General features: G+C 41.8%; 23 protein-coding genes. 12 read left to right on the top strand and 11 right to left on the bottom strand.

Annotation, left to right across the window (positions count from 1 at the left end; translation table 11 throughout):
• Nucleotides 1–22 precede the first annotated feature (22 nt).
• From CAP51_RS12650 to CAP51_RS12640, 3 genes are read left to right on the top strand one after another with little or no spacing between them, the layout of a single operon-like run.
• Nucleotides 23–844, top strand: a complete 822-nt coding sequence (locus CAP51_RS12650) for an ABC transporter ATP-binding protein (RefSeq protein ID WP_087621118.1) — start codon at nucleotides 23–25, stop codon at nucleotides 842–844.
• Nucleotides 837–1,631, top strand: coding sequence for an ABC transporter permease (locus CAP51_RS12645; protein WP_087621117.1), 795 nt, complete (start codon nucleotides 837–839; stop codon nucleotides 1,629–1,631). The genes CAP51_RS12650 and CAP51_RS12645 overlap by 8 nt, the downstream gene beginning before the upstream one ends.
• Entirely contained in the window at nucleotides 1,631–3,061 is a 1,431-nt protein-coding gene (locus tag CAP51_RS12640; RefSeq protein ID WP_087621116.1) for an amidohydrolase family protein, read from the top strand. The genes CAP51_RS12645 and CAP51_RS12640 overlap by 1 nt, the downstream gene beginning before the upstream one ends.
• Before the next feature lie 43 nt (nucleotides 3,062–3,104).
• On the opposite strand, the gene CAP51_RS12635 is transcribed toward CAP51_RS12640, so the two are convergent.
• Both CAP51_RS12635 and CAP51_RS12630 read right to left on the bottom strand, forming a co-directional pair.
• Complete coding sequence (locus tag CAP51_RS12635; protein ID WP_087621115.1) at nucleotides 3,105–3,725, bottom strand: pyridoxine/pyridoxamine 5'-phosphate oxidase; 621 nt, start codon at nucleotides 3,723–3,725, stop codon at nucleotides 3,105–3,107.
• A 121-nt stretch (nucleotides 3,726–3,846) separates the two neighbouring features.
• Nucleotides 3,847–5,202 carry an FAD-binding oxidoreductase gene (locus CAP51_RS12630; protein ID WP_171294780.1) on the bottom strand — a complete coding sequence of 452 codons (1,356 nt, stop codon included), beginning with the start codon at nucleotides 5,200–5,202 and terminating at the stop codon, nucleotides 3,847–3,849.
• Between the two features lie 289 nt (nucleotides 5,203–5,491).
• Here CAP51_RS12630 and CAP51_RS12625 point away from each other — a divergent pair, with 289 nt between their 5' ends.
• From CAP51_RS12625 to CAP51_RS12615, 3 genes are all read left to right on the top strand, one after another.
• Complete coding sequence (locus CAP51_RS12625; RefSeq protein ID WP_087621113.1) at nucleotides 5,492–5,950, top strand: RidA family protein; 459 nt, start codon at nucleotides 5,492–5,494, stop codon at nucleotides 5,948–5,950.
• Between the two features lie 101 nt (nucleotides 5,951–6,051).
• Complete coding sequence (locus CAP51_RS12620; RefSeq protein ID WP_087621112.1) at nucleotides 6,052–7,326, top strand: replication-associated recombination protein A; 1,275 nt, start codon at nucleotides 6,052–6,054, stop codon at nucleotides 7,324–7,326.
• 103 nt (nucleotides 7,327–7,429) lie between these two features.
• A complete protein-coding gene (locus tag CAP51_RS12615; protein ID WP_171294779.1) occupies nucleotides 7,430–7,819 on the top strand; it encodes a cytochrome b562 in 390 nt (129 codons plus the stop codon).
• A 58-nt stretch (nucleotides 7,820–7,877) separates the two neighbouring features.
• On the opposite strand, the gene crcB is transcribed toward CAP51_RS12615, so the two are convergent.
• Entirely contained in the window at nucleotides 7,878–8,258 is a 381-nt protein-coding gene (gene crcB / locus CAP51_RS12610) for a fluoride efflux transporter CrcB (protein WP_087621110.1), read from the bottom strand.
• A gap of 273 nt (nucleotides 8,259–8,531) precedes the next feature.
• Here crcB and CAP51_RS12605 point away from each other — a divergent pair, with 273 nt between their 5' ends.
• Nucleotides 8,532–10,634 (top strand): TonB-dependent siderophore receptor, encoded by a 2,103-nt coding sequence (locus CAP51_RS12605; protein ID WP_087621109.1) that lies wholly within the window; start codon nucleotides 8,532–8,534, stop codon nucleotides 10,632–10,634.
• Nucleotides 10,635–10,736: 102 nt separating this feature from the next.
• Here the strand turns inward: CAP51_RS12605 and CAP51_RS12600 are convergent, their stop codons facing one another.
• From CAP51_RS12600 to dapA, 4 genes are all read right to left on the bottom strand, one after another.
• Nucleotides 10,737–13,151 carry a TonB-dependent receptor plug domain-containing protein gene (locus CAP51_RS12600; RefSeq protein ID WP_087621108.1) on the bottom strand — a complete coding sequence of 805 codons (2,415 nt, stop codon included), beginning with the start codon at nucleotides 13,149–13,151 and terminating at the stop codon, nucleotides 10,737–10,739.
• A 225-nt stretch (nucleotides 13,152–13,376) separates the two neighbouring features.
• The gene (gene purC, locus CAP51_RS12595; protein ID WP_087621107.1) at nucleotides 13,377–14,096 is read right to left on the bottom strand and encodes a phosphoribosylaminoimidazolesuccinocarboxamide synthase; all 720 of its coding nucleotides are present in this window, start codon (nucleotides 14,094–14,096) and stop codon (nucleotides 13,377–13,379) included.
• Between the two features lie 36 nt (nucleotides 14,097–14,132).
• Entirely contained in the window at nucleotides 14,133–14,726 is a 594-nt protein-coding gene (locus CAP51_RS12590; RefSeq protein ID WP_087621106.1) for a lipoprotein-34 precursor (NlpB), read from the bottom strand.
• A gap of 24 nt (nucleotides 14,727–14,750) precedes the next feature.
• Nucleotides 14,751–15,647, bottom strand: coding sequence for a 4-hydroxy-tetrahydrodipicolinate synthase (gene dapA / locus CAP51_RS12585; protein ID WP_087621105.1), 897 nt, complete (start codon nucleotides 15,645–15,647; stop codon nucleotides 14,751–14,753).
• 245 nt (nucleotides 15,648–15,892) lie between these two features.
• Between dapA and CAP51_RS17350 the strand changes: the two genes are divergently transcribed.
• The 5 genes from CAP51_RS17350 to CAP51_RS12565 all read left to right on the top strand — a co-directional run bounded on the left by CAP51_RS17350 (nucleotide 15,893) and on the right by CAP51_RS12565 (nucleotide 20,285).
• On the top strand, nucleotides 15,893–16,033 hold the full coding sequence (locus CAP51_RS17350; protein ID WP_171294778.1) for a hypothetical protein: 141 nt from the start codon (nucleotides 15,893–15,895) through the stop codon (nucleotides 16,031–16,033).
• Between the two features lie 153 nt (nucleotides 16,034–16,186).
• Nucleotides 16,187–17,986: an excinuclease ABC subunit UvrC gene (gene uvrC, locus CAP51_RS12580; RefSeq protein WP_087621104.1), complete on the top strand. Its 1,800-nt coding sequence runs from the start codon at nucleotides 16,187–16,189 to the stop codon at nucleotides 17,984–17,986.
• Between the two features lie 135 nt (nucleotides 17,987–18,121).
• Complete coding sequence (locus CAP51_RS12575) at nucleotides 18,122–18,916, top strand: acyl-CoA thioesterase (RefSeq protein WP_087621161.1); 795 nt, start codon at nucleotides 18,122–18,124, stop codon at nucleotides 18,914–18,916.
• A gap of 94 nt (nucleotides 18,917–19,010) precedes the next feature.
• Nucleotides 19,011–19,595 (top strand): CDP-diacylglycerol--glycerol-3-phosphate 3-phosphatidyltransferase, encoded by a 585-nt coding sequence (gene pgsA, locus CAP51_RS12570; protein WP_087621103.1) that lies wholly within the window; start codon nucleotides 19,011–19,013, stop codon nucleotides 19,593–19,595.
• An 81-nt stretch (nucleotides 19,596–19,676) separates the two neighbouring features.
• On the top strand, nucleotides 19,677–20,285 hold the full coding sequence (locus tag CAP51_RS12565) for an alpha-ketoglutarate-dependent dioxygenase AlkB family protein (protein ID WP_087621160.1): 609 nt from the start codon (nucleotides 19,677–19,679) through the stop codon (nucleotides 20,283–20,285).
• A gap of 9 nt (nucleotides 20,286–20,294) precedes the next feature.
• On the opposite strand, the gene CAP51_RS12560 is transcribed toward CAP51_RS12565, so the two are convergent.
• The 4 genes from CAP51_RS12560 to recN all read right to left on the bottom strand — a co-directional run bounded on the left by CAP51_RS12560 (nucleotide 20,295) and on the right by recN (nucleotide 25,034).
• Nucleotides 20,295–22,106, bottom strand: coding sequence for an ABC transporter ATP-binding protein (locus CAP51_RS12560; protein ID WP_087621102.1), 1,812 nt, complete (start codon nucleotides 22,104–22,106; stop codon nucleotides 20,295–20,297).
• Between the two features lie 60 nt (nucleotides 22,107–22,166).
• Nucleotides 22,167–22,619 (bottom strand): Holliday junction resolvase RuvX, encoded by a 453-nt coding sequence (gene ruvX / locus CAP51_RS12555; protein ID WP_087621101.1) that lies wholly within the window; start codon nucleotides 22,617–22,619, stop codon nucleotides 22,167–22,169.
• Nucleotides 22,612–23,166, bottom strand: coding sequence for a YqgE/AlgH family protein (locus CAP51_RS12550; RefSeq protein WP_087621159.1), 555 nt, complete (start codon nucleotides 23,164–23,166; stop codon nucleotides 22,612–22,614). Before CAP51_RS12550 ends, ruvX begins: the two co-directional genes overlap by 8 nt.
• 212 nt (nucleotides 23,167–23,378) lie before the next feature.
• Complete coding sequence (gene recN, locus CAP51_RS12545; protein WP_087621100.1) at nucleotides 23,379–25,034, bottom strand: DNA repair protein RecN; 1,656 nt, start codon at nucleotides 25,032–25,034, stop codon at nucleotides 23,379–23,381.
• Nucleotides 25,035–25,144: the final 110 nt, after the last annotated feature.

Raw genomic sequence — 25,144 nt, 5'->3', positions numbered from 1 at the left:
CAAAATGCAAGGGGGAACCGCAATGAATACAGCAATTTCCATAGAAGATATGGGCGAGCTAAATCGCTCACCGGAAAAGCCGATGCTGATGGCAGCAGGCGTAGAGAAAATTTATCCCAATGGTACACATGCTTTGCAGCGTTTGAATTTAAATATTGAACGTGGCGAGATCGTATCGTTATTAGGCCCATCGGGGTGCGGTAAAAGTACTTTACTGAAAATGTTTGCCGATATTGAACAGCCTACAGCAGGACAGATTCGCTGGAATGGCAAGCGAGATATGCAATCGCAATGTCGTATGGCAATGGTGTTTCAGGAGGCAACCCTGATGCCGTGGGCGAATGTCGAGGACAATGTACGGTTGCCGCTGGATTTGCGAGGTGTGGCGAAAAAGCAAAGCACAGACAAGGTATTGGCAGCACTAGAAGCAGTTGGGTTGGGGAAATTTGCCAAATCCTATCCGCGTGAATTATCCGGTGGAATGCAAATGCGGGTGTCATTGGCTCGTGCGCTGGTGACTGAACCGAATTTATTATTAATGGATGAGCCTTTTGGCGCACTGGATGAGTTTACCCGGCACAAACTGGACAGTGATATTCGTAAGTTGTGGTCGGAACGTGATTTAACTGTGGTGTTCGTAACGCACAGCATTTATGAAGCGGTGTATTTATCTTCCCGTGTGATTGTGATGGAAGCACGTCCGAGCCGTGTGGTGGCAGATGTCAAAATTGATGCGCCAGACTTTCGTGATGAAAATTTTAGAACATCGGAAAGTTTTATCAAACAATGTGCGCAGTTATCATCATTATTGGAACAAGCCAGTGGAGGTGCACATCATGACTAAACCTTTATTGAGTCGCCCGAAATTCCAGCGCATTGCTGCACCACTTGTGGTTGGCATTATTTTACTACTGGCATGGGAACTGGCTTTTCGTGAATTGAATGTGCCGATTTATCTGGTTCCCAAACCTAGTGATATTGCACAGGCATTTATGCAGTATGGCGGCATGTTATTCGGCAGTTTATGGGTAACACTGAAAATTACTTTACTGGCATTCGCCCTTGCCATTTTGATCGGTACACTGGTGTCATTTCTGTTTGTACAAAGTCGTGTAATTGAAGCCTGCTTTATGCCTTATGCAATTTTATTTCAGGTTACACCGATTGTTGCGATTGCACCTTTGATCATTATCTGGATTCAAAATACCACGTTGGCATTGGTGGTGTGCGCCATGCTAGTCGCAATTTTCCCGGTCCTGACTAATACCACGATGGGTTTACGCAGTGTTAATCCCGGATTACTCAATCTGTTTCAAATCAATAAAGCCAACCGCTGGCAAATTTTAATGAAATTGCGTGTCCCTAATGCCTTGCCATACTTCTTTAGTGGTTTGCGTATTTCCTGTGGTCTGGCTTTGATTGGTGCTGTGGTAGCGGAATTTGTTGCAGGGACTGGCGGTACCAGTGCAGGACTGGCGTATCAAATCTTACAGGCAGGTTTCCAGTTAAATTTACCTTTGATGTTTGCGGCATTGTTTTTAATTACCTGTACAGGTTTGGTACTGTTTATTGCCATGTCGATGATCAGCACTGCATTTTTAAGAAAATGGCATGAAAGTGAGATGAGTTAATGAGCGATAATGTATTAATCAAAAATGCCGAATGTATTTTAACTGGACTAAGCGGGGATCGAGCGCGCGCTGATGCAAAAGATATTCGTATCAAGCACGGCGTGATTAGCGAAATTGGTCAGGAGCTGCTTGCTCAGGCAGATGAAAAAATCATTGATGCCAGAGATTGTGTGGTTTATCCGGCATGGATCAACACCCATCATCACTTATTCCAATCCTTATTAAAAGGCGAACCCTGGGGGCTAAATCAAACTCTGACCCCGTGGCTGGCGGCAACGCCTTATCGTTTTCGGGGTGCGTTTGATGCCGAGAACTTTCGTCTGGCTGCCCGTATTGGTTTGATTGAATTATTACGTTCCGGTTGTGCCACGGTTGCCGATCATCATTATCTGTACTGGCCGGAAATGCAGTTCGATGGTGCGGAAATTTTGTTTGATGAAGCCGATAAACTGGGGATGCGTTTTGTCTTGTGTCGGGGCGGGGCAACCCATACCCGTGGGCTGGAAGCTGAAATTCCGCAAGCATTAAAAGCGGAAAAATTTGATGCCTATATGCAGGATGTCGAGCGTTTGGTAAAAATATATCATGATCCCGCTGGCAATGCTTTTCAGCGTGTCGTGATGGCACCAACAACTGCATTACATTCCACTACGCCTGCGGAGTTAAAAGAAAGTGCAAAAATCGCTAGAGAATTAGGCATTCGTTTACATACGCATTTATCCGAAACAGTCGACTATCTGGATTGTGCCAAGACCAAATTTGCCATGAGTCCTGTACAATTTTGTGCCGAACATGATTGGGTCGGTGCAGATGTCTGGATGGCACATTTGGTAAAACTGCTTCCAGAAGAAATCCAGATTTTGGGACAAACCCATACAGGAATCGCGCATTGCCCACAAAGTAATGGTCGGTTGGGCAGTGGCATTGCTGATATTGTGGCACTGGAACAGGCGGGCGTGAAAATCTCTATCGGAGTTGATGGTGCTGCTTCTAATGAAGCTGCTGATATGCAATCGGAAACCCATGCTGCTTGGTTGATGCAACGGGCACGTAAGGGCATGTTGGCTCAGCCGCATTATGCCGGTGGAACATTTGAGGGCGGTGCAGATGCAGCCTCTATTGAAGATGTCATTCGCTGGGGGACTTTAGGCGGTGCACAAGTGCTGGGTCTTGATGATCTGGGCGCAATTGAAGTGGGTAAGGCTGCCGATATTGCGATCTATGCGCTGGATGATCCGCGTTATTTTGGTTTGCATGATATAGCCATTGGTCCGGTGGCATGCGCTGGTCGGGCATATTTGAAAGCCTTGCTGATCGCAGGTAAAACTGTGGTAGAAGATGACCAAATTCCCAATGTGGATTTAAAGGAATTGGCACGAGAAGCACAACAGGCTGTTAGGGTTCTACAACAGCGGGTACAGGCAGCATAAATAAAATGGACTGCAAATCTCGAGGGAGATTGCAGTCAGAAAATTAACCTGGGATGACATGCACTTCCCAGTTCTCATTCTTTAAAACATAATCGTGACGTTGACTTGGACCATTTGCTTGTCCACGCCAGAATGTAATGCGGTTGGGTTTAAGACGATAGCCTGTCCACCATGAGGGTGCCTGAAGCGTGCCATCGGGATGTTGTTCAGAAAAATCTTGCCACAGTTGTTGCCGTTGTTGTTTAGGTTGTAAGGCAACAGGTTTTTTATTGACCCATGCCAGAAGTTGTAAATAACGACTGCGCTGCAAAAATACTGTTTGGGCATCCTGTACAGACGTTTTTTCAACATCGCCCTGAATGATGAGCTGTTTACCCAAATGGGGCCAAGCAATGGTTGCTGCTGCTTTTGGACATTGTTCCAGTTGTTTGACTTTGCGACTGTCGGCATCGACATGAAAGGTAATGCCGCGCTGATCATAACTGCTCAATAATACATGGCGTAAATCGGGATAACCATTTTCATCAATGGTTGCCAAACTCATTAAAGGACGAAATTCATCAATATGTGGGGGTAACCACAGCATTAATAATTCAATTGGATCTGGAAATGGTTGGTCATAATCTTCAATATCTTGACCAAAATCATTGCGTGCGGTAATCATTTCTATGCTCTATATTAAAACTTTACGATAAGATATCTATTTATTCAGGTTGAAAAATAAATAGATATCATGCTGATTATAAAATGTGCCAGTATAAGTCAATATACTGGCAGAATATGATCTAAATGGACGAGCTGAGTTTTCCTATATTCAATAAATGATGCGGATCATTTTGTTGCTTATAGATAATAATATTGGGATTAAGCTGTTTTGAATGGTGTCCATCAGCGACATAAATGGTATGTGGATCATTAATTCTGACACCAGCTTCTTCGTGATATTTCATGATTTGTTGTAATTGTTGCGGATTTTGATAAGCAAGAATAGGTAATCCGGAACAGGCAACCTGACCATGAGCATTGCGGATCATTTCAACATGCTGAATAATTTGATCTGAACCGCATTTTTCCGTAATTCTTTCCAGCTGGCTAAGTTCCGAGCCAATGCTATAGGCGGTTTGCAGATAGGTAAAATTCTTATCATGTTTTAACACTGCAAGTGTGGCATGATTCCAGCAATAATCCAGAATGGAAAATTTGCTTTGTTCCGCCTGTTGGCTAGTTTGCTGGAAGCATATTTTTCCCTGAAATTTTTCTACAATACATTGAAGTGTATTCAGATATTTATGTTCAATAATGCTTAAAATGGTGGCGTCACCCGGCTGAATATAGGCTTTAAGGTGGTCATAATAACGTTCAATCCCAGAGGAAAAAACAGCGATTTCTTTTTTCCCGAGTGCAGGATCATTGGCGATCATCTCGGCACATTGAAAAGCCTGTGCAAATTTCGGGAAGGTCAGTACACATTCATGCCAGTTAAGATGGGGAGCAAGAGAAAGATGGAAATCCAGTACAATGCCTGTGGTGCCATAGCTATGTGCATATTCGGCAGCCTGTAATGCATTGAGTTCTATAATTTTTGGCTGTTCTTCAATGGTGAGTAATCGTAAACTTAAAATATTGCCAATCGCATTTAATGGCCCATAGTTGATCGACCCGATACCACCAAAACCACCAGCAAAGAATCCGCCCAGCGTCGCAATCTTGAATGTTGACGGTTTACAGCGCAGTTCATAGCCCTGTTCGATACAATAATCTTCCAGCACCTTAAGCCGGATACCGGCTTGGGTATGCACCACAGCATTGCTTTGATCAAACGATAAAATTTGATTAAATGCTGTAAAATCAATGACAATTCCACCATGTAAAGGTAAGGACTGTCCATAATTTCCGGTACCACCACCGCGCACAGTTAAGGGAATTTGATCATGTACTGCGTGGCGAATCAGGGTTTTTAATTCTTCAATATTTTTGGGGCAAACCACGGCATCGACTTGAACATGTGCAAGCTGCTGTTTGAGAATCGGGCTAAACCAGTGAAAATCAGATGAAGTTTGTTTTTTTCTGATCTCGCTGATGTCCCATTTTAATTCTGGCAACGTAGTGATTAAATGATTAATTTTTTCAGATAAGTTCATATTTAAGCTCTCATTAAGCATAATTAAAAACAAATATTTCGATTTGTTTCGCTCTTTGAGCAATGACCTGCATTTTCGATTGGATAATTATAAAAATGCTGAACGCTTCTACTCAATTTTATTATGCAAAAATAAGACCAGATAATAAATTTTATTTAATTTTTTAATCGATTTTTAATCTCAATAAAGGCATAAATATTGCTTTAATGATTTAATAAAAATATGCTTTAAATATTGGTCTAAATATACAAAGTATATAAATTTTGTATATTTACTTTGGAGTCAATACATGTCAGATACATTTTTAAGTAATGCCCAGCCTTTGGCACGTTATATCAGTCATAAACGGGTTGGTGATTTTATTTTTTTCTCAGGGGTCATTGCCGTTGATCCAGTACGTAAGAAAATCATCACAGGATTTGATGATATTCTCGAAGAAATTGCCTTAAAAATTGGCAAAACCAATGAGTTTTCGGTTGATATCAAACAGCAGAAAATTTTGAGCCAGAGCTGGTATGTTCTCGATTATATTGAACAAACGATTAAAAAAATGGGCGGGGAGATGAAGGACGTTTTCAAATTGGTGCAGTATTTTACCAATCTGGATCATTTTCCTTTATATAGCACGGTGCGTAATCAGTTTTATCCAGATAATCCGCCGATCTCAACCATTGTCGAGGTCAAGGCCATGTTGCCCAGTGTAGAGATTGTTATTGAAGTTGAAGCAACCGCTTATTTGCCTTTGTGATGGTCAGTTCGGGCAGAACCGTTGAAATGTACAGCAATACTATTTTTACTCGCCAAGGTTCATAGTACACTGTCATTAAATTCATTCCTTGCTTGAGTGCCATGTCTGATACGAACATTCCTTTACCAGAGCGTATTCGTCCACGTAGTTTGTCCGAAATTATTGGACAGGATCATCTCTTAGGAGAACAGGCACCATTGCGCCAGATGATTGATCAGGGGCATTTGCCGTCCATTATCTTCTGGGGACCGCCGGGCGTAGGAAAAACCACCATTGCCTTATTATTGGCACAGGCTGTAGATCGTCCGTTTATCAGTTTATCGGCACTCAATACTGGTGTAAAAGAATTGCGCGAAGTGATCGCCGAAAGTGGTGATTTGTTGCCACCTGTAGTTTTTATTGATGAAATTCATCGTTTTAACAAGTCACAACAAGATGCTTTATTGGGTGCAGTGGAAAAAGGCAAAATTACCCTGATTGGTGCCACTACGGAAAATCCTTCCTTTGAGGTGAATAGTGCCTTATTGTCGCGCTGTCAGGTTTATACGCTGCATTCACTGGATGAAACAGCAATTCAACAACTCATTCAGCGTGCGTTGGGTACAGATAAATTTTTAAAAGAACGCCAGATTAAAATTGAAGAATATGATGCCTTATTTCAATTTTCTGCTGGTGATGCACGTAAAGCATTAAACTTACTTGATCTGGTTGCCAGCACTTTTGAGACAGGACAAGAAAATATTATCAACAATGCATTGGTAGTAAAAACTGCCCAGCAAAATATAGCCCGTTATGACAAATCCGGTGAGCAGCATTACGATTTGGTATCGGCATTTATTAAATCGATTCGGGGCAGTGATCCCGATGCCACCTTGTACTGGATGGCACGTATGCTCAAGGGTGGGGAAGATCCTGTATTTATTGCCCGTCGCATGTTGATTGCAGCATCGGAAGATATTGGCAATTCCAATCCAAATGCCTTGTTATTGGCTGGCGAATGTTTTCGCTCGGTACAGGCCGTCGGTATGCCTGAGGCACGTATTATTCTTGGTCAATGTGCGGTTTATCTGGCGACCAGTCCGAAAAGCAATAGTACTTATCTGGCTATTAATCAGGCTTTGCAATTGGCAGAAAAGACAGCACATTTACCTGTACCCTTACATTTGCGTAATGCTCCGACCAAATTGATGAAACAACAGGGCTATGGCGCAGATTATCTCTATCCTCATGATTTCCCCGAGCATTTCGTATTGCAGGAATATTTACCGCCTGAGTTAAAGGGCACACAATTATACCAGCGTGCCCTCAACAAACGTGAAGTAGAAGCCGAGCGTTTACAACAACGTCGCTGGCAGCAACAAAATCAACAACAATAGACGGTATCATTTTTGCTTTAATTTAATCAGGTTAAACTGCGCCTTATTCACCTTCCATGTCTGCATGGGAGGTGTTAAGCGTTGATTAAAATAGGATGAAATGATGAAAAAAGCGTTCTTCACTGGCATCATGGTGTTCAATGCCCTGATGATAAGCAACCTAAGTATGGCAGCAGATTTAGGTGAAGATATGAGTATTCTGGCAAAAAATTATCAGGCTTTTAATACGGCTGCCACAACGACAGATGCATTACAGGCTTTGGCTCAAATGCATACGGCTTCACTGGATGCCAAACAATCTACACCGATGAAGTTGATGGATTTGCCGGAAGATGATCCACAAATCAAGGCGTATCAAAATGCAATGGATCGTCTGACCACGGAAATTGATGAGATTACGGATTTGGTCAAGGCCGGGAAATTGGAAGATGCCAAACAGCAGGGCAAAGTGATTGAGCAAATGAAAAGTGAAAATCATAAGCTTTTCAAATAAGTGGCTTGATACGCTATATTTATCAAGGCTGAAGACATTCTTTCGCCTTGATCATGTTTTATTGGGCAGCAATCCAGTGCTGGCAAGCCATGCCTAGAAATGTAAATAACAATGCACCGACAACATGAATGGCAATGGCTGTCATGGCCAGCGCCAACTTACCACTTTGTAATAAAGCCAGAATTTCCGCAGAGAAGGTGGAAAAGGTGGTTAAGCCGCCACAGAAACCAGTGACAATAAAGAGTTTATAGTTGGGGCTAAGTTGACTTTGAGAAAAATAAGCAATTGCAAAACCGATAATAAAGCCGCCAACCCAGTTGACGCATACTGTTCCCATAGGAATATTGGGATAAATACTATTGAGTTTTAAGCCTACATACCAGCGAAGCCAGCCACCGAGGACTGAACCGAGTGCAATGGCAAATAAAGGATAAAACATCGTTATTCCCCTAAGAATGTATTTCGTCATACGGTATAAAGATTAGAATTCTATACCTTATTGATCAGAGAATGAATAAATCGAGCGATCATATTGCACGGTTTCGGTTTTAAAATTGTCAAGCGATCACCTTATAGCGTTGATATACAAACGAAGAAACAAATTATACCAAAGCAGTATTGAACTTTATTTAAATTTTATTAATGACATATTGTACTTTGAATCTTAGCTAAATATAATAATAAAAATCATTACCAATTGTGGTTATCTTCCATGTACCTAGTTCAAAAGTCTATATTGGCATCCTCTGTTACACTGGCAATGTTATTTGCTGTTCAGGTACATGCAGATGAAACAAGCGACGAGATAGTTCCAGTTTTACCCACCATCACTGTGAATGCAGATAAAGCAACAGATCAATATGCGGCAACTCAAGCAACATCAGTGTTGAAAACGGATGCACCATTATTTGAAACAGCGCAGTCTATTACGGTGATTACTGAGCAGCAATTACAACAAAAACAGGCTGGAACATTAGCTGAGGCAATTGAAGGGGTTGCTGGTGTAACATCGGGTCAATATGGTCGTCGAGGTTGGGATGATTTTATCATTCGTGGACAGATTTCCAGTTCCCAAACTTATATGGATGGTTTACGGCTACAAACTTCCGATAATCTTTTAAGATCGGTAGATATTTCTGGCTTGGAATCTATTGAAGTCGTGAAAGGTCCAACATCAGTTGGTTTCGGTTTGGCTTTGCCTGGTGGTTTAGTGAATTTAACCACAAAACGTCCTCAAGCAGAGACTTTTTATCGGGGTACTTTAAGCTATGGTAGCTATGCATTAACTCAAGGTACTTTCGATATTAACTACGCACCAAATAATAGTGAAAAAGGTGCTTTTCGTGTCGTGGGCCGGATTTCTGATCAGGATGATCCAACTGATTATGTTTATTTTAAGAACTATTATATTGCACCATCTTATAATTTTGATTTAGGCGAAAAGTCGGATTTGTCGGTGATTGCCAGTTATCAGCATAGTGATTATATTCGTCAGCAAGGGATTCCGCATAATAATACGACTACTTACAAAAATTATAGCCATAGCCTGTTTTTTGGTGAGCCAGATAAAGGCTATGAAACAGATGTCTATCGTTTAGGCGCTAATTTTTCCCATCAGTTTGATAATGATTGGTTATTTAAGCAGAATTTTGCTGTAACCCAAACGCATACGCTTGGTAATCCTGTATTGGCCAGTAGTAATGCTTCATTGCCAAGCATCAATCGCCAGATTAACAATCAGGATAAACAAGATGTAAATTATGCTTTGGATAATAATTTACAGCGCACCTTTAATTTTGGCCGTAGCAGCTATAATGTATTGGTTGGTATTGATATGATGAGAGAGCGTAGTGATTATTATCGCCGCACTGATACCATCAATGCATTTAATGCAGACAATCCGGTGTATGGTGTGACCAGTATTAGGGAAGGTTCACCAACGCAGGAATTAACCTATAATCAATATACGGGATTATATTTAAGAAATACAATTAAAGTCGATGATAAATGGATTATTGGTCTATCGGGGCGTCATGACTGGACACAGGTTGAAATTCGTAATTTATTAAGAAATACCACAACAAAAAATTCGGATAATGCATTTACTGGCAGTGCCTCTGTCATGTACCAATGGAATAATGCACTTGCACCTTATATCAGCTATTCCACATCATTTATGCCTGTGACAGATTCTGGTGAGAATGGTGTACTTTTAAAACCTGAAGAAGGCAAACAGGCAGAAGTAGGTGTAAAATGGCAAGCATTAAATCAAAAGTTGCAAGGCTATGTTGCCTATTATGATTTAATTCGTAAGAATGTGACCGAAGCAGATGCCAGTCTAGGATACTCTGTTCAAACAGGTGAACAGACGACCAAGGGTTTTGAAACAGAAATTGTTGCTGCCCTCTCAGATCAATGGAATATCCTTGGAAGCTATAGTTATATTCCAACAGCTGAGACGACAGAGAGTTTGACAGCAACAGAAATTGGTAAACGTACCAATCATGTGCCAGAACATGCCGGAACGATTTCAACACAGTATTTCTTTAGCCCAGATAAATTAGGTTGGAATATTGGCGGTGGTATTCGTTATCAAGGTTCACGAACAGCACAACGTGCCAGCGCTTATATTGATTTACCTGATTATACCTTATTTGATGTCAGTGCAGGTTATGAAGCAAAACACTGGGGTGCAGGCTTAACGATTAAAAATTTATTTGACAAGGACTATTTGGTGGGAACAACCCCGAATGCGCAGCTTGTCAACTGGGGTGATCCAAGAATGTTTCGCTTTAATGTGAAATTCAAATATTAATCTGTATCTCTAAAAAAACACCTTATTCCCTTGATGGAATAAAGTGCATTGCTAACTCTATAAACTTGCATCATATCAATTGAAATTATATTCCATACAAACTTACCAGCGATAGCTTGCTTTGGCATAATAAAATGCGCCATTAAAGCCAAAAGGTGAGAACTGACTATATTGCAAACTGCCACCTGTCGGTTGATTAATGTCATAGACATCTTTATCCGGATATTCATCGGTAATGTTGTCACTACCGACGACAAAATTCCAGTTTTGATATTGATAGGATAACGCCAGATCCAGTACCCATTTAGCTGAGAATTTCTGATCTTTTTCTGCACCACTGTTACTAAAGGTTTTGAAGTCGCCATAGCGTGTCAGATTACTATAAATACCAAAATTACCAATTTTATAATCATTGGTCAGGCTGAATTTATGTTCTGGTGTACTGCCGGCGAGTAAACCATATTGCTCACGGCGATCTAGACGAGTGAGGTCAATGCCTAGTGCATTCAGCACTTCTGGATTACCATCTATTTTGGTGACTTTGTTTTTATTATAGTTATAGGCGAGTGCAGTATTCAGTGTGCCATGAGGTAAATGATTCCAGTCGTAACTTGCTACCAAGTCGATACCACGTGTGCGGGTATCAGCGGCATTGTTAAAGTAGCGAACAGTATTAAAACTGGTATCGGTAATGCCTTGAGAAATTAAATAGGCGCGGACAGTATCACTGCTGGCATTGATATTAGAGGACAAACTAATTCGATCCTTGATATCAATCTGGTAGGCATCTAGTGTGACATAGGTATTATCAGTCGGGGTGAGGACAATACCGACACTATAGTTGGTGGATTTTTCCGGTTTTAATTCCTCTGCACCCAATAAATGCGCAATTTGTGAGGAGGCAGGAAAGGTGCCCGCCTCAACGAACTGTCCATTGACCAGTTGTGATGAGGTCTGGGTATAATATTGCTGGGCAAGGCTCGGTGCCCGAAATCCGGTTGATATATTGGATCTAACTGCAATAGCCGGGTTAAAAGCATAACGTGCCGAGAAAGCGGCATTATTACTATCGCCAAAATCATCATAATGTTCATAGCGATACGCAACAGATGAGCTCAGCTTATCGGTAATATCGGCTTCCAGATCAATATAGCCGGCATAACTGTCTCTCGACCATTTGCCTGCATCGGCATCACGGAAGCCAGCCAAACCTGATGCTCCGCTCTTGTAATAAGATGCAGGATCACCCGCTTTAATCTGATATTGCTGATGTAAATATTGTGCGCCAAAGGCCAGATTTAAAGGAGAGTATAAACTGGCAATGTCTATCTCTCGGGATAAATCTAGATTGGCAACTGTTTGCGCATTTTCCAGTTTGCCATTATGGAAATAAAATGGCGTAGAACCTGTATCATTATAGAGACTCTGATTAATGGTTTGCGTATCTACTTTATAGGTGTTTTGACCATAGTTCAGAGATGCATCATATTGCCAGCTGCCAATATCGCCTTTTAGTCCTGCAACCGCAGCGACATCATCCAATGTGCCTTCAATTAGGGGTAAAAAACCATTGGGAAACAGGGCAGGTACATTATTTGAGGAATTACTTAAGCGGTAAAATGCTGCGGTTTCTGCATCACGATGGCTGTAGGTGGCAAATCCGTAAAGCTGCACTGCATCATTAAAATCAAAACCTGCATTTAATGCGATTTTTACCTCTCGGGATTCCGGATCACCAAAACGGAAAGTCTGTTGTCCATATGTTGTGGCACCTGCATCACGACGATCCAGCCCGGCACGATTGGTTGCTTCACTGTCTTGCCATTCTCCGGCAAAGGTTAAAAAGCCTTGTCCATCATTTAGATCAAAGCCGCCAGAACCAAAAGATTGTTTTTGCTCGCCATCACCTTCTTTATATTGACCGTATTTGATGCCGACTTCACCATGAGATGGGTCGGATTTTAAAATGATATTAATCACACCAGCAATGGCATCTGAACCATAGCGTGCCGAAGCACCATCTCTTAACACTTCAATGCGGCTTACAGCAGAAATTGGGATGGCATTTAGATCGGTGGGCGCAGAACCTCGGCCAATGGTTCCACCCAGATTGATAAAGGCACCCGTATGGCGACGTTTACCATTTACCAAAACCAGAACTTGATCGGGTGATAAACCTTTTAATTGTGCCGGACGAACCAGCTCTGTACCATCGACGACAGTTGGACGCGCGAAATTGATGGAAGGTACCAGTTTTGCCAATGCTGTCCCAAGTTCATTGCTACCCGTGCGTTGTACCAGGCTTTCTGCACTGATCACATCAATCGGTTGTAATGATTCGGTTGCTGACCGATTTTTACTGCGTGTCCCTGTAACCACAATGGTATCGAGTGTTTTGACCTGATCAGAAGAAGGTATGCTGTCCACTGTATCTGTTGTTGCTGCAAAACTATGCTGATAAAGCGCAGATAAAATAATGGCTGTGCCAAGTTGTAATGGAAAATTTAAAGAACGCATTTTTTCTCTCAAAATTATGAATGGAATGTGTTGTTATTGTGATGGTAAGTAAATTTACATTTTATAAAAAATAACTAAAACACCTATCGCTAGCAGAAAAAATGCTTAACTTTAAATATGAAAATCTAGTGAAAATGAAAGATTTGAGGGATTAATCATCAATATAAAAATTTGACCATAAAAAAACCGGACATGATGTCCGGTTTTGCACTTGATATGCGTGGTTTAGATATCAGATAAATCGATACCAATACGTGCCGCAACTTCTTCATAAGCTTCAACCACACCACCCAAACCTTGGCGGAAACGGTCTTTATCCAATTTTTTCTTGGTGTCTTTATCCCATAAACGGCAACCATCTGGAGAGAATTCATCACCCAGAACGATACGGTCATGGAATAAGCCGAATTCGAGTTTAAAGTCCACCAGAAGCATGTTGCCTTCTGCAAAAAGCTGGCTTAATACATCGTTGACTTTATAAGTAATCACTTTCATTTGTTCAAGCTGTTCGGCAGTCGCCCAGCCTAAAGCAATGGCTTGTGATTCATTGACCATCGGATCGCCAAGCGCATCGTCCTTAAAGAACAATTCAAATGTAGGTGGTGTTAATTCTTTGCCTTCTTCTACCCCAAGACGACGGCATAATGAACCTGCGGCATAGTTACGTACAACACATTCCACCGGAATCATTTTAAGTTTTTTAACTAAAACTTCTGTTGGAGTTAGAAGTTTTTCAAAGTGCGTTTCGATGCCTGCATCTGCAAGTTTTTGCATGATGAATGCATTGAAACGGTTGTTGACTTTGCCTTTACGGTCAAGCTGAGCAATCTTCTCGCCGTTGAATGCCGACGCATCATCACGGAAAACGAGGATAAGATGATCGGGATCATCTGTTTCATAGACAGATTTTGCTTTTCCAGTATAGAGCAAGGCTTGTTTTAACATGAGATAACCTTCGAAGAAGAAATATGCCTAAATCAGTTAGGCTGGCCAATTCTGGTAAATGAGAGATAAAAGTTCGGTTGCTATTTTAGCATCAATAAAGTTGCCATTGGCATCATAAATGCCGACAGTATTACTGCTACCCGTTGGGGTTAGACGCAAACGATATGCTTGTTCCTGATATTGTACATCTAATTGATAAGGCACTTTTGAATTTTGCTCTGCCTTAATATTCGATGTACTGGTTGCAGCAATCACATATTTCCATACTTCGGCTGTGGCACCATCCACTTTAATCAATGGTACACCATTGCCATCAGTCACCAGTTGCGGACGTGAGGGTGCCGCACCGGTAATATTGACATTACTGACATCTGCTGTTGGACGTGGCATTTCAAAGCGATTGCCATGTTTATTACTAAAATTTGGTGCTTGTTCCAGTGCTTTAGGATCAATCTTGGGCGCAGGATAGAGCGATTGCTGCGGACGCATCTGCAAATCCGCAGGAATTTGTAACGGTTCTAAAGTCTGCGTATGTTTATAGTCTAAGGAACCATTGCCAATACCAAAACGTGCACAACCAACTAAGCTTATCGCGATCAGACCAAGGGTTAGACTAAGACGTAATTGCATACTTTACATTGCTCTTGAAAAAATTTAGATAACACCCGTTGCTTTTAGTGCTTCACGTAATGGCGCACGGAATTGTTCGGCAAGCGGAGTAAGTGGCAAGCGGATACCGGTACCAATTTTACCCATTTCATGCAATGCCCATTTTACAGGGATTGGATTGGATTCACAGAACAAAATATCATGTAATTGTGACACTTGTGTATTTAAACGATTTGCTTCTGCTTTGTTGTCTGCCAACGCTGCAAGGCAAACTTGACTCATCACATGGGGTGCAACGTTTGCCGTTACGGAAATATTACCACGGGCACCTGCCAGAATGAGTTCCCATGCTGTTGCATCGTCACCTGAATAGACCACCATGTTTGTGCTATCCAAACCATGTAAAAGCTGAATACCACGTGGCACATCACCAGTTGCATCCTTGATTCCGACAATATTTTCCACTGCGGATAAGCGGATTACGGTTTCATTCAGCATATCAACGCCGGTACGACCCGGAACATTATATAAAATTTGCGGAATATCGACCGATTCTGCGATTTTTTTATAATGTTGATACAAACCTTCCTGAGTCGGTTTGTTGTAATACGGTGTCACCAGTAAAGCGGCATCTGCACCCAGTTGTTTTGCTTCTCTGGTGAGTTCAATGGCTTCTACGGTTGAGTTTGCACCTGTACCCGCAATAATAGGAATACGTTTATTGGCGACTCGAATGATTTCGGCGATAACTTTGGTATGTTCTTCCATACTCAATGTGGAAGCTTCACCTGTCGTGCCTACAGCAACAATACTATGAGTACCTTGTTCAATATGCCATTCTACAAGCTGCTTTAAGCCATCCCAATCTACGCTGCCATCTTCAAACATGGGGGTGACAAGTGCGACGATTGAACCATGAATGGTCGTTGCATGCTGAGTCATTTTTTAAAACAATCCTATTTTGCCATCCAGCAAGTACTTAGACGAAATAAAAATACAGGATGGGATTAATCTTGATAATATTTTATGTCAAAAGAAACCAAAAAGTCATCTAAAAGACATTGGTGAATTATGACCTATGCCGAGTTTAAGAACAATAGAGATTTAAATAAGCTTATAGATTAATCATGTATGGATAATGTATATCATTGCAATTATGCAACGAATTTGGTTTTTTGGTTAAATTTATGGATGAAATTAAAACAATAATGGATTTTTACCTTGCCAAGGCAGCTGCATTATTTCTTATTGACCTAGCAAGACCGAGAGGACGAGAAACAGTTTACTCTTTTATGTCTTTGCATCTATTTTTTGAAGCAGTATTTTAAAATCTCTTGATATAAATATTGTCTATTTTTGCAATATGATGAAATTTATTCTAGTTGAAACTCTCCTTGTGCTGAATAAAGAGGGGGGTTAGGGATTGAAAATAAGGTACAAAGACATCATAAAACAGGATATCTAGCCAATTTGACATTATTGTGAATCCAAACGCCAAAGACCACATCGAAAATTTATTAAGCCATATGACCCAACTTCCCGGCGTATATAAAATGCTGGGTAAAGACGGCGAGCTATTGTATGTGGGAAAGGCAAAAAATCTTAAAAATCGGGTATCGAGTTATTTTGTCAAAACCATTGAGCATCCAAAAACACAGGCTTTGGTTGCCCGAATCTATAATATTGAAACGCTGGTGGTCCGTTCGGAAACAGAAGCATTATTACTCGAACAAAATCTGATTAAACTGCACCGTCCGCCATATAACATTATGCTGCGTGACGACAAATCTTATGTCTATATCTTTGTTTCCGCAGATAAGCCTTATCCGCGTATTGCTAGTGGTCGTGGTAAAGGCAAACATCAGGTCGGTAAGTTTTTCGGCCCTTATCCGAGTGCATATGCAGCAAGGGATACCTTGGTAACACTGGAAAAATTATTTAATGTACGACAATGTGAAAATTCTTACTTTGCCCAGCGTAAACGTCCTTGTCTGCAATATCAGATCAAACGTTGTTCGGCACCCTGTGTCGGCTTTATTTCACCGGAAGATTATGCACAGGATGTGCAAAACTCAATCCGGTTTTTAAATGGTGATACCAAAGAACTAAATCATGAATTGATTGGGAAAATGGAACAGGCCGCAGAAAATCTCGAATTTGAAAAAGCCGTATTTTATCGGGATCGTCTGGGTTTGTTACGTGAAGTTCAGGCACAACAAGCAGTATATAGAATTAAGGGTGAGGCCGATATTCTGGCAATTGCCTATCAGGCTGGGGTGACTTGTGTACAGATTATGCATGTACGCAATGGTCGTATGCTGGGTGGAAAAAGTTACTTTCCGGATATGTTGGGTGATGATCTGGGGCAGATGCTGAGTGATTTTATTGCTAATTTCTATTTTCAGGTGGCAGATGAGATTCCGGCAGAGCTGATTGTGAATGTGGATTTGCCTAATCGAAAAGAACTGGAACAGGCGTTGTATCAACATTTTCAGAAGAAAATACAGATTAAACCGAATGTACGTGAAACACGGGCCGAATGGCTTGAATTGGCGACCATGAATGTGCAGCATGCCATTAAAGGTCAACTTGCCAGCCAGATTGAAGTACATGAACGGTTTTATCAATTGGAACAGGCGCTCGGACGTCCAATTGACCGGATTGAGTGTTTTGACATTAGTCATACTATGGGTGAATCCCCGATCGCATCTTGTGTCGTGTTTGATCAGGGCGGCGCACGAAAACGGGATTATCGTCAGTTTGCCATTGATGATATTACTCCGGGCGATGATTATGCTGCCATGCGTCAGGCTTTAACACGCCGCTATAAAAAACAGATGTTACCTGACTTGCTCTTGATTGATGGGGGTAAAGGGCAACTCCACATGGCGATGGAAGTGATGCAGGATTTAAATCTTGATGCATTTATGGTCGGTGTATCCAAAGGTGAAGGGCGCAAGCCGGGACTGGAAACCCTGCATTTTACCGATGGCAGTAAAATTCAATTACCCGAGGACAATAAGGCATTACATTTGATCCAGCAGGTGCGGGATGAAGCGCATCGTTTTGCTATTACACGTCATCGTGCCAAACGCGATAAAAAACGTGCAGGATCAATTTTGGAGGTCATTCCGGGATTGGGGGCCAAACGACGACGTGATTTATTGACGCATTTTGGTGGCATGCAGGGTGTATTGAAAGCATCAGAAAAAGAGCTATTGTTGGTAAATGGCATTGGTGCGGCAATGGCAAGAACCATTTATAAAGTTTTGCATGAATAGCTTGTTGATAAATGGTATTGGCTAAAATGATGATTTCATATGGGCAACATCACCATTCACAAAATACTGAAATTTTGACAAGATCAATGCAAGACAGAGGCGCAGAGTGCTTCACTTTAACAGCGGATGTATAAAATGAATTTTGATGATGCATTGGCCTTGGTTGCTCAGCAGGCAGAATTTGAAATGCCGACAGGTTGGGGGCAAGGACGTACTGTATATGGCGGCTTTGTTGCTGCACTTTTGATGGAACGGGCGCTCATCATGCTTGATGATCCAGAGCGCGAGCCTTTGAGTGCCAGTATTACTTTTGTGGGGCCAGTGCAGCATCAACGGGCCAAGATTACCGTAGAGATTTTACGTGAAGGCAGTGCCGTGACCACACTAGAAGCACGGCTTTGGCAGAATGATCAAGTCCAGACCATTATGCTGGCCAGCTTTGGTAAATGCCGCAATTCACAAATCGAAATCCATCAGGAAGCCAGTGTACCTGCATATCCTAGCTATCACCAGCTTGAAGCAATGCCATTTGTGGAAGGCCTGATTCCCGAGTGCTTTAAGCAATATGAGCTATATTGGGCAGAAGGAAAGTTACCGTTTCATGCAAGCCAGCATGCGGATTTTGGTGGATGGTTTAGATTCAAACAGGACGTGGCCATTGGCAAGATGCGCGCCTCGCATATGGTGGCATTGGCAGATATCTGGCCGCCGGGTATTACGCCGGTATTTCCACAGCCTGCGCCGGCAAGTTCTTTAACTTGGCATTTAACCTTTATACAGCCTTTGTCGCTTACTTGCAGCGACTGGTTAATTTATCAGGTCCAGACCAGTTGTGCCAAAGATGGCTATGCCACCGAGTCGGCATATATTTGGGATGCGCATGGTCATTTATTAGCAAGCAGTCAGCAGACCGTAACAATCTTCGCATAACTCGACAGTATGGGTATTTTCGTATAAAGTTCGTAGTCATTGTTGAGAGATACATAGATCATTTTTTCTGGGGATAGCGTAACTGGCGGTGTGTATGACAGGACGAATCCTGAATATTCCAAACATTTTAACGATTGCTCGAATTATATTAATTCCTGTATTTCTAATCATTGCATATTGGCCACCTGCATTAGGGGTAAATGGTCATGAAGGCGGATTATTGCGTCATGCCATTTTGACAGGGGTATTTGTATTTGCTGCTGTAACGGACTGGTTCGATGGCTATCTGGCCCGAAAACTCAATCAGACCTCGGCTTTTGGGCGTTTTCTCGATCCAGTTGCCGATAAGTTAATGGTCGCAGCAGCACTGGTGGTTCTGGTGCAATGGAAACCGACCATTGCCATGGCATTTGCAGCGATTGTGATTATTTCACGGGAAATTACTGTCTCTGCTTTAAGAGAATGGATGGCAGAACTGGGGGCGCGGACCAGTGTGGCAGTATCGACTGTGGGTAAATATAAAACTGCATTTCAAATGATTGCCATTACAGTATTTTTACTCAACTGGCAGCCGCTGGAATGGATTGCTTATATATTGTTGTATACCGCAGTCATTTTAACCTTGTGGTCGATGTTTATTTATTTAAAAGCGGCTTGGCCGTATTTAAAACAGCCTTGATCAACAGATCAGTAGCCAATATCGCAAGAATGCAACAGATGAGGCCTTTCCAGTGTGAAAGGCTTTTTTTATGATATGGCGATGACTTTAGATTTATTTGCACCTGAACCGCAGCGAAATATCTTGCCTTTTGATGGAGATGTGGAAGATTTTGGTTTAATTCTTTCTGCACAACAGGCTGAACAGGATTTACATTATATGTTGCAGCATTTAGCTTGGCAGCATGATCAGGCACATTTGCATGGCAAACACTATATTACTGCCCGTCAAGTGGCATGGTATGGTGATGCCAGTTTTCAGTATGTTTATTCTGGCGTGGCACGACAGGCGATGCCGTGGGATCCTGTGATTCTAAAACTCAAGCAACAGGTTGAAGATTTACTGGGTTTGTCTTTTAACTCCTGTCTGGCCAATCTTTATGAAGATGGAACGCAAGCCATGGGCTGGCATAGTGATCAGGATCGTTCATTGGGACAGCATTGCACCATTGCTTCGCTAAGTTTTGGAGCAACCCGCAAGTTTGCCTTTCGGCATATCCATCGGCATGATAAGGTGGAAATACTATTACAAAGTGGGCAATTAATCGTGATGCGTGGACAGACCCAGCAGTTTTGGCAACACCGTATTACGCCCACAACAAAAGTGATTACACCACGGATTAATCTGACTTTTCGGCAATTTCTGGCTTAAGTCACTTCATTACGAATGGTGCAATTCCTCTTCTTCAAAGGTTTTGGCAATTTTGTCGATATTCAGGCTTTTTGCCATCGCATCAAAAATATTTTTATACACGCCTTGTTGCTGATAGAGCGTATAGTGCTCGCCATGTTCGACAATTTCCCCGTCTTGCATCACATAGGTATAATCTGCATCGATAATTTGTGACAGGCTGTGAGAAATAATAATCACGGTACGACCCTGTTTGATCTCATCCAGACTATGTTTGATTTGTTCTGTGGCAATTGCGTCCAGACTAGCGGTTGGTTCATCCAGAAAGATAATCGGTGGATTTTTCAGGAACATACGGGCAATGGCGATACGTTGTTGCTGACCGCCTGATAACATTAAGGCATTGGTTTCATAACCATGCGCCAGCTTGATAATTTGATCGTGAATTGAAGCTTTTTGTGCTGCCTGAATAATTTCATCCATACTGGCATCGGTTTTACCATAACGGATATTTTCTGCAATAGTACCTTGGAAAATATGATTTTTTTGCAGCACCAGACCAATATGGTCACGTAAATAGGCGGTATCGATATCCTGTAAATCGACACCATCAATACTGATTACACCGGATTGCGGTTGATAGAATTTATCCAGCAAACTAATCAATGTTGATTTTCCCGCACCGGACAATCCGACCAGTGCAGTGATTTTATTGGGATGAATGGTCATGTTGATATTTTTAAGCGCATGATGGCCATTGGGATAAAAAAACTCAACATTTTTCAGTTGAAACTCGCCCTGTAAATGCGCTGGTTTAAGACTGCCGGTGGATTCGATTTCATCATCAGCTTCCAGAATTTTAAAGAAACTTTCCGAATAGATCATGGCATCATTAATTTCATCATAAATCCGGTGTAATGAGCGAATTGGTGCAGACACATTGTTAAATAGCAAGACATGGTACATGATCATACCGATGCTCATTTGCCCGGCAAGCACGAAATATGCGGTCAGGATAATAATTAGAACCACGCCAATCTGTTCGATAAAGGTTTTTAAACCATCAAATAAAAAACTGACCTGACGGGTCTGCATCTGATTCTGGATCAAATCTCTTTGTAGACTGAGTTGTTTATCCGCTTCAATTTTTTCCCGGTTAAAGGATTTGATCACGGTAATAGAATTGATGATGCTTAAAATGCCCTGACTTTTCTTTTCGCGGCCATCACGTAAGTTACGACGCCAATTGCCCAGTTTTTGTGCCTGACGAAACGTCAGGAGAAAATAGATCGGCACGATACACAGTGCAACCAGACCCACCCAGAAATTGGCATAGAACATTAGGCCCAAAGCAATAATTGCACTGGTAAAAAGCGGCAAAATTTCGATAAAAAAGATTTGTACCAGCCGCGTCAAAGAGCCAATGCCTCGATCGATACGGGTTTGTAGTTTACCGGCCTGATTATCATCCTGAGTAAAAAATGCCAATCGATACGTCAGAAACTTTTCGATAATACTTTGCGCCAGATCCTGTGACACCAGAATTCGTAGCTTTTCGCCAAACAGTTTTTGTCCAAACTGGATCAGGGTATTGAGAATTTCTTTACCGAGTAAAATGGCAGTGATGGTAATTAAAATATGCCAGCCATGTTGTAAACCCTGACCTTCCGATAAGAGCTGATTGATACTGTCGACGGCATATTGCAATGTCAACGCATTGACCTGTGCGGCCAGTGCGCCAATCAAGGTAAGAATTAATGTAATAAATACCAGCCAGCGATAAGGTGCAACGAAAGGTCGTATTTTTTTAAATAGTTGCCAGAGGTTTACAGTATTTTTCATAAGATATTTTTATTGGCTTCAGGCTATTTTCGGATAAGAACACAGCTACGATGGATTGATTTAAGGTTTAATTCCTTGAGCATCATGATACCAGCTTTCAATAAATAGTGATGCAGCAAAACTATCGGCGGACAGTTTTTTCGCTTGTCCGTTGGCTTGAAAATTTTGCAGCGTATCTCGAGCCTCACGAGTGCTCAGTCGTTCATCGACCATCCATGTTTCAATATTGGTCTGATGACGTAGTCGTCGAGCAAATTTTCGTGCTCGGGCAGAAAGGTCTGATTCGCTATCATCCATATTCAATGGCAAACCGACTAGAAATAAATCCGGTTGCCATTGCTGAATGATTTTATGCAGGTTTTCCCAATGCGGAATGCCATCTTTCATTGGAAACAATGGCAACGGGTTAATACTTTCGATCAGGCGTTGTCCGACTGCAATCCCCATTTTTTGTGTGCCAAAATCAAAGGCCATGATGGTGGTTGCAGTAGGAACAGATTGTAAATCAGGCATGTCCGATCTCGTGTGACAACCAGCCACGGTTAATGCCGATTTTTTCATAGGCGGCATTCCAGCGAGCGTCATAGGGCAGATTAAAAATTAGATCCATATCTGCATCACAGACTAGCCAATCGCCACGGGATATTTCCTGTTCAAGTTGATTTTTCGTCCAACTGGCATAGCCTAAGGCAACCTGATAATTATCTACCCCTTCATTGTGAGCAATGGCATCCAGAATATCCTTGCTGGTGGTAATACAAACATTTTCACCTACGGCAATGGAAGAATACCAGGTAGGTTGTCCGGTATGCAGCACGAAGCCTGCTTCCGGACGAATGGGTCCGCCATGTAATACAGCATGTGGGAGAACGTGGTCTGCATCAATATCTAGATCATTGAGTAATTCTTTAATTTGTACATCTGAGGGACGATTTAAAATAATACCCTGAGCGCCATCTTTATCATGGCGTGCCAGATAAATCACCGTATTGGTAAACGATGCATCATCCATATGGGGCGGGGCAATTAAACAGCGATGTGCTAGATATTGTTTTGGCACGTCATCCATTCTCCTTTAATGTAAAAATAATAAAAGATTTACTGACCTCTCAATGATAATGCAATCCATTGATGAATTGTCAATAAGCCTTATATATTCAACATACTAAACAATGCGCAAAGTTCCAAATCATTTTTATAGAATTATTGATATAGGGGATTGATAAAATTTCAATCAATCCCGTTTTTTTGCAAGATTTACAGCAGTTAAGTTTAGTTAAACTTAAGTTTTCTTAACTGTTTGGCATGATTGAGCGTGGTTTCGTTGATTTCGACACCACCAGACATCCTTGCTAATTCTTGAATTCGTTGATCTTCATTAAGTGTAATGATGGTACTGCTTGCCGGATCGGTCTGTTGTTTTTTAACCAGTAGATGCTGATCTGATTGAGCTGCCACCTGTGCTTGATGTGTGATACAGAGGATTTGTACATGCTTTGCCAGATCTGCCAGTAAGCGTCCGACAATTTCTGCTGTACCACCACTGATCCCAACATCGATTTCGTCAAAAACCAGCACTTCTGCATCTGTTTTAGTGGCATTCATCACTTGCATTACCAACGCAATACGCGATAGCTCACCGCCTGATGCAACGCGTGCCAGCGGTTGCGCCGGAATACCTTTATTGGCAGTGAATAATAGTTGAATGGTGCTTAAACCATCGGCATTGGGTTCATCTAGCGGTTCAAACTTAAATTCAAAATGCGCTTCTGGTAACGCCAGTGGTTTAACCTGTTCAGTAAGTTTTGCTGCAATATCAATCGCTACTGCTTTTCGTGCTTGATCAAGTTGTTGGGCCAGATCAAGAAAGTGCTGATGGGTTTGCTCAACTTGCTGCGCCAGATATTCTGGATTTTCCAGTTCATTCAGTTGTTCAAGTTGTTGTTGCCATTGTCCATATTGCTGTAACAGTTCATCTGGCTGGGTACGATATTTACGTGCCAAACGATGAAATTGTTCCAGTAACTGATTGAGTTGCTCCATGCGTTCGGGATCAAAACTTTGCCGATCAATAAACTGACGTAGGGTACTGGCTGCATCTTCCAGCTCGCTTTGTGCATTGATCAGGCTATTATAAACCTGTTCTAGTTGTGGACTACGCGATTGCTGTGCTTCGGCACGACGTAGCAATGTGCCTAATTCCTGAATTAGATTTTGTTCACCTTCATCCAGACCATAAATTAATGCACTACAGTCCTGCATCATGGTTTCGTGGTGGCTTAAGCGATCATATTCCTGTTCGATGTCTTGATAGGGAATGTCAAGCAGGGGCTCAAGATCTTCAATTTGTAAAGTGAGTTGTTCAATTTTGGCTGCACGGGAATGTTGTGCTTCCAAAGCTTCTTGATAAAGCCGTTGACTTTTTTGCCATGCTTGATAAGCCTGTCGAAGCTGCTGGGTTTGTTCCGATAATCCACTATAACGATCCAGCCATTGTTTTGGATAAGGTGGATCTAATAATTGTTGCTGGCTGTGTTGACTGTACAGAAGCACCAATAAACGTCCCAATGTTTTAAGTTCAGACATGCTGGTCGGGCGACCATTGATCCATGCCTTACTGCGACCATTGGCAAAAATCACCCGACGAATAATAATCTCACCGGATTCATCTAATAATTCATGCTCTTTTAACCATTCTGCTTCCGGACTATGTTCCTGATAGTTAAAGGTTGCAATGGCTTCGGCTTTTTCCTGTCCAAAACGCACTTGTGCGGCATCACTGCGCTCTCCCAGACATGCAGATAAGGCATCGAGAAGTAACGATTTTCCTGCACCAGTTTCTCCTGTCAGAACATTAAAGCCATCTTCAATGTCAATGGAAAGTTGGTCGGCAAGGGCGAAATTATGCAGTGAGATATTATTGAGCATAGGCGATGAAATGCACAAGTTGGAATAATTGTTGATGGTTTTATTATGTGATTGAGTTTGTCCATAAAGCAAGTGCTATTCAAAATTTGCTTGATAAATTTATGATAAAG

This window comes from Acinetobacter populi, from assembly GCF_002174125.1.
Classification (GTDB): Bacteria; Pseudomonadota; Gammaproteobacteria; order Pseudomonadales; family Moraxellaceae; genus Acinetobacter; species Acinetobacter populi.
This window is presented reverse-complemented; position numbering and strand designations above follow the sequence as displayed.

What these genes read in the sequence shown, in the direction of transcription:
- CAP51_RS12650 (WP_087621118.1), top strand. Translation starts at nt 23, where the DNA reads ATGAATACAGCAATTTCCATAGAAGATATGGGCGAGCTAAATCGCTCA.
- CAP51_RS12645 (WP_087621117.1), top strand. Translation starts at nt 837, where the DNA reads ATGACTAAACCTTTATTGAGTCGCCCGAAATTCCAGCGCATTGCTGCA.
- CAP51_RS12640 (WP_087621116.1), top strand. Translation starts at nt 1,631, where the DNA reads ATGAGCGATAATGTATTAATCAAAAATGCCGAATGTATTTTAACTGGA.
- CAP51_RS12635 (WP_087621115.1), bottom strand. Translation starts at nt 3,725, where the DNA reads ATGATTACCGCACGCAATGATTTTGGTCAAGATATTGAAGATTATGAC.
- CAP51_RS12630 (WP_171294780.1), bottom strand. Translation starts at nt 5,202, where the DNA reads ATGAACTTATCTGAAAAAATTAATCATTTAATCACTACGTTGCCAGAA.
- CAP51_RS12625 (WP_087621113.1), top strand. Translation starts at nt 5,492, where the DNA reads ATGTCAGATACATTTTTAAGTAATGCCCAGCCTTTGGCACGTTATATC.
- CAP51_RS12620 (WP_087621112.1), top strand. Translation starts at nt 6,052, where the DNA reads ATGTCTGATACGAACATTCCTTTACCAGAGCGTATTCGTCCACGTAGT.
- CAP51_RS12615 (WP_171294779.1), top strand. Translation starts at nt 7,430, where the DNA reads ATGAAAAAAGCGTTCTTCACTGGCATCATGGTGTTCAATGCCCTGATG.
- crcB (WP_087621110.1), bottom strand. Translation starts at nt 8,258, where the DNA reads ATGTTTTATCCTTTATTTGCCATTGCACTCGGTTCAGTCCTCGGTGGC.
- CAP51_RS12605 (WP_087621109.1), top strand. Translation starts at nt 8,532, where the DNA reads ATGTACCTAGTTCAAAAGTCTATATTGGCATCCTCTGTTACACTGGCA.
- CAP51_RS12600 (WP_087621108.1), bottom strand. Translation starts at nt 13,151, where the DNA reads ATGCGTTCTTTAAATTTTCCATTACAACTTGGCACAGCCATTATTTTA.
- purC (WP_087621107.1), bottom strand. Translation starts at nt 14,096, where the DNA reads ATGTTAAAACAAGCCTTGCTCTATACTGGAAAAGCAAAATCTGTCTAT.
- CAP51_RS12590 (WP_087621106.1), bottom strand. Translation starts at nt 14,726, where the DNA reads ATGCAATTACGTCTTAGTCTAACCCTTGGTCTGATCGCGATAAGCTTA.
- dapA (WP_087621105.1), bottom strand. Translation starts at nt 15,647, where the DNA reads ATGACTCAGCATGCAACGACCATTCATGGTTCAATCGTCGCACTTGTC.
- CAP51_RS17350 (WP_171294778.1), top strand. Translation starts at nt 15,893, where the DNA reads ATGGATGAAATTAAAACAATAATGGATTTTTACCTTGCCAAGGCAGCT.
- CAP51_RS12575 (WP_087621161.1), top strand. Translation starts at nt 18,122, where the DNA reads ATGAATTTTGATGATGCATTGGCCTTGGTTGCTCAGCAGGCAGAATTT.
- pgsA (WP_087621103.1), top strand. Translation starts at nt 19,011, where the DNA reads ATGACAGGACGAATCCTGAATATTCCAAACATTTTAACGATTGCTCGA.
- CAP51_RS12565 (WP_087621160.1), top strand. Translation starts at nt 19,677, where the DNA reads ATGACTTTAGATTTATTTGCACCTGAACCGCAGCGAAATATCTTGCCT.
- CAP51_RS12560 (WP_087621102.1), bottom strand. Translation starts at nt 22,106, where the DNA reads ATGAAAAATACTGTAAACCTCTGGCAACTATTTAAAAAAATACGACCT.
- ruvX (WP_087621101.1), bottom strand. Translation starts at nt 22,619, where the DNA reads ATGCCTGATTTACAATCTGTTCCTACTGCAACCACCATCATGGCCTTT.
- recN (WP_087621100.1), bottom strand. Translation starts at nt 25,034, where the DNA reads ATGCTCAATAATATCTCACTGCATAATTTCGCCCTTGCCGACCAACTT.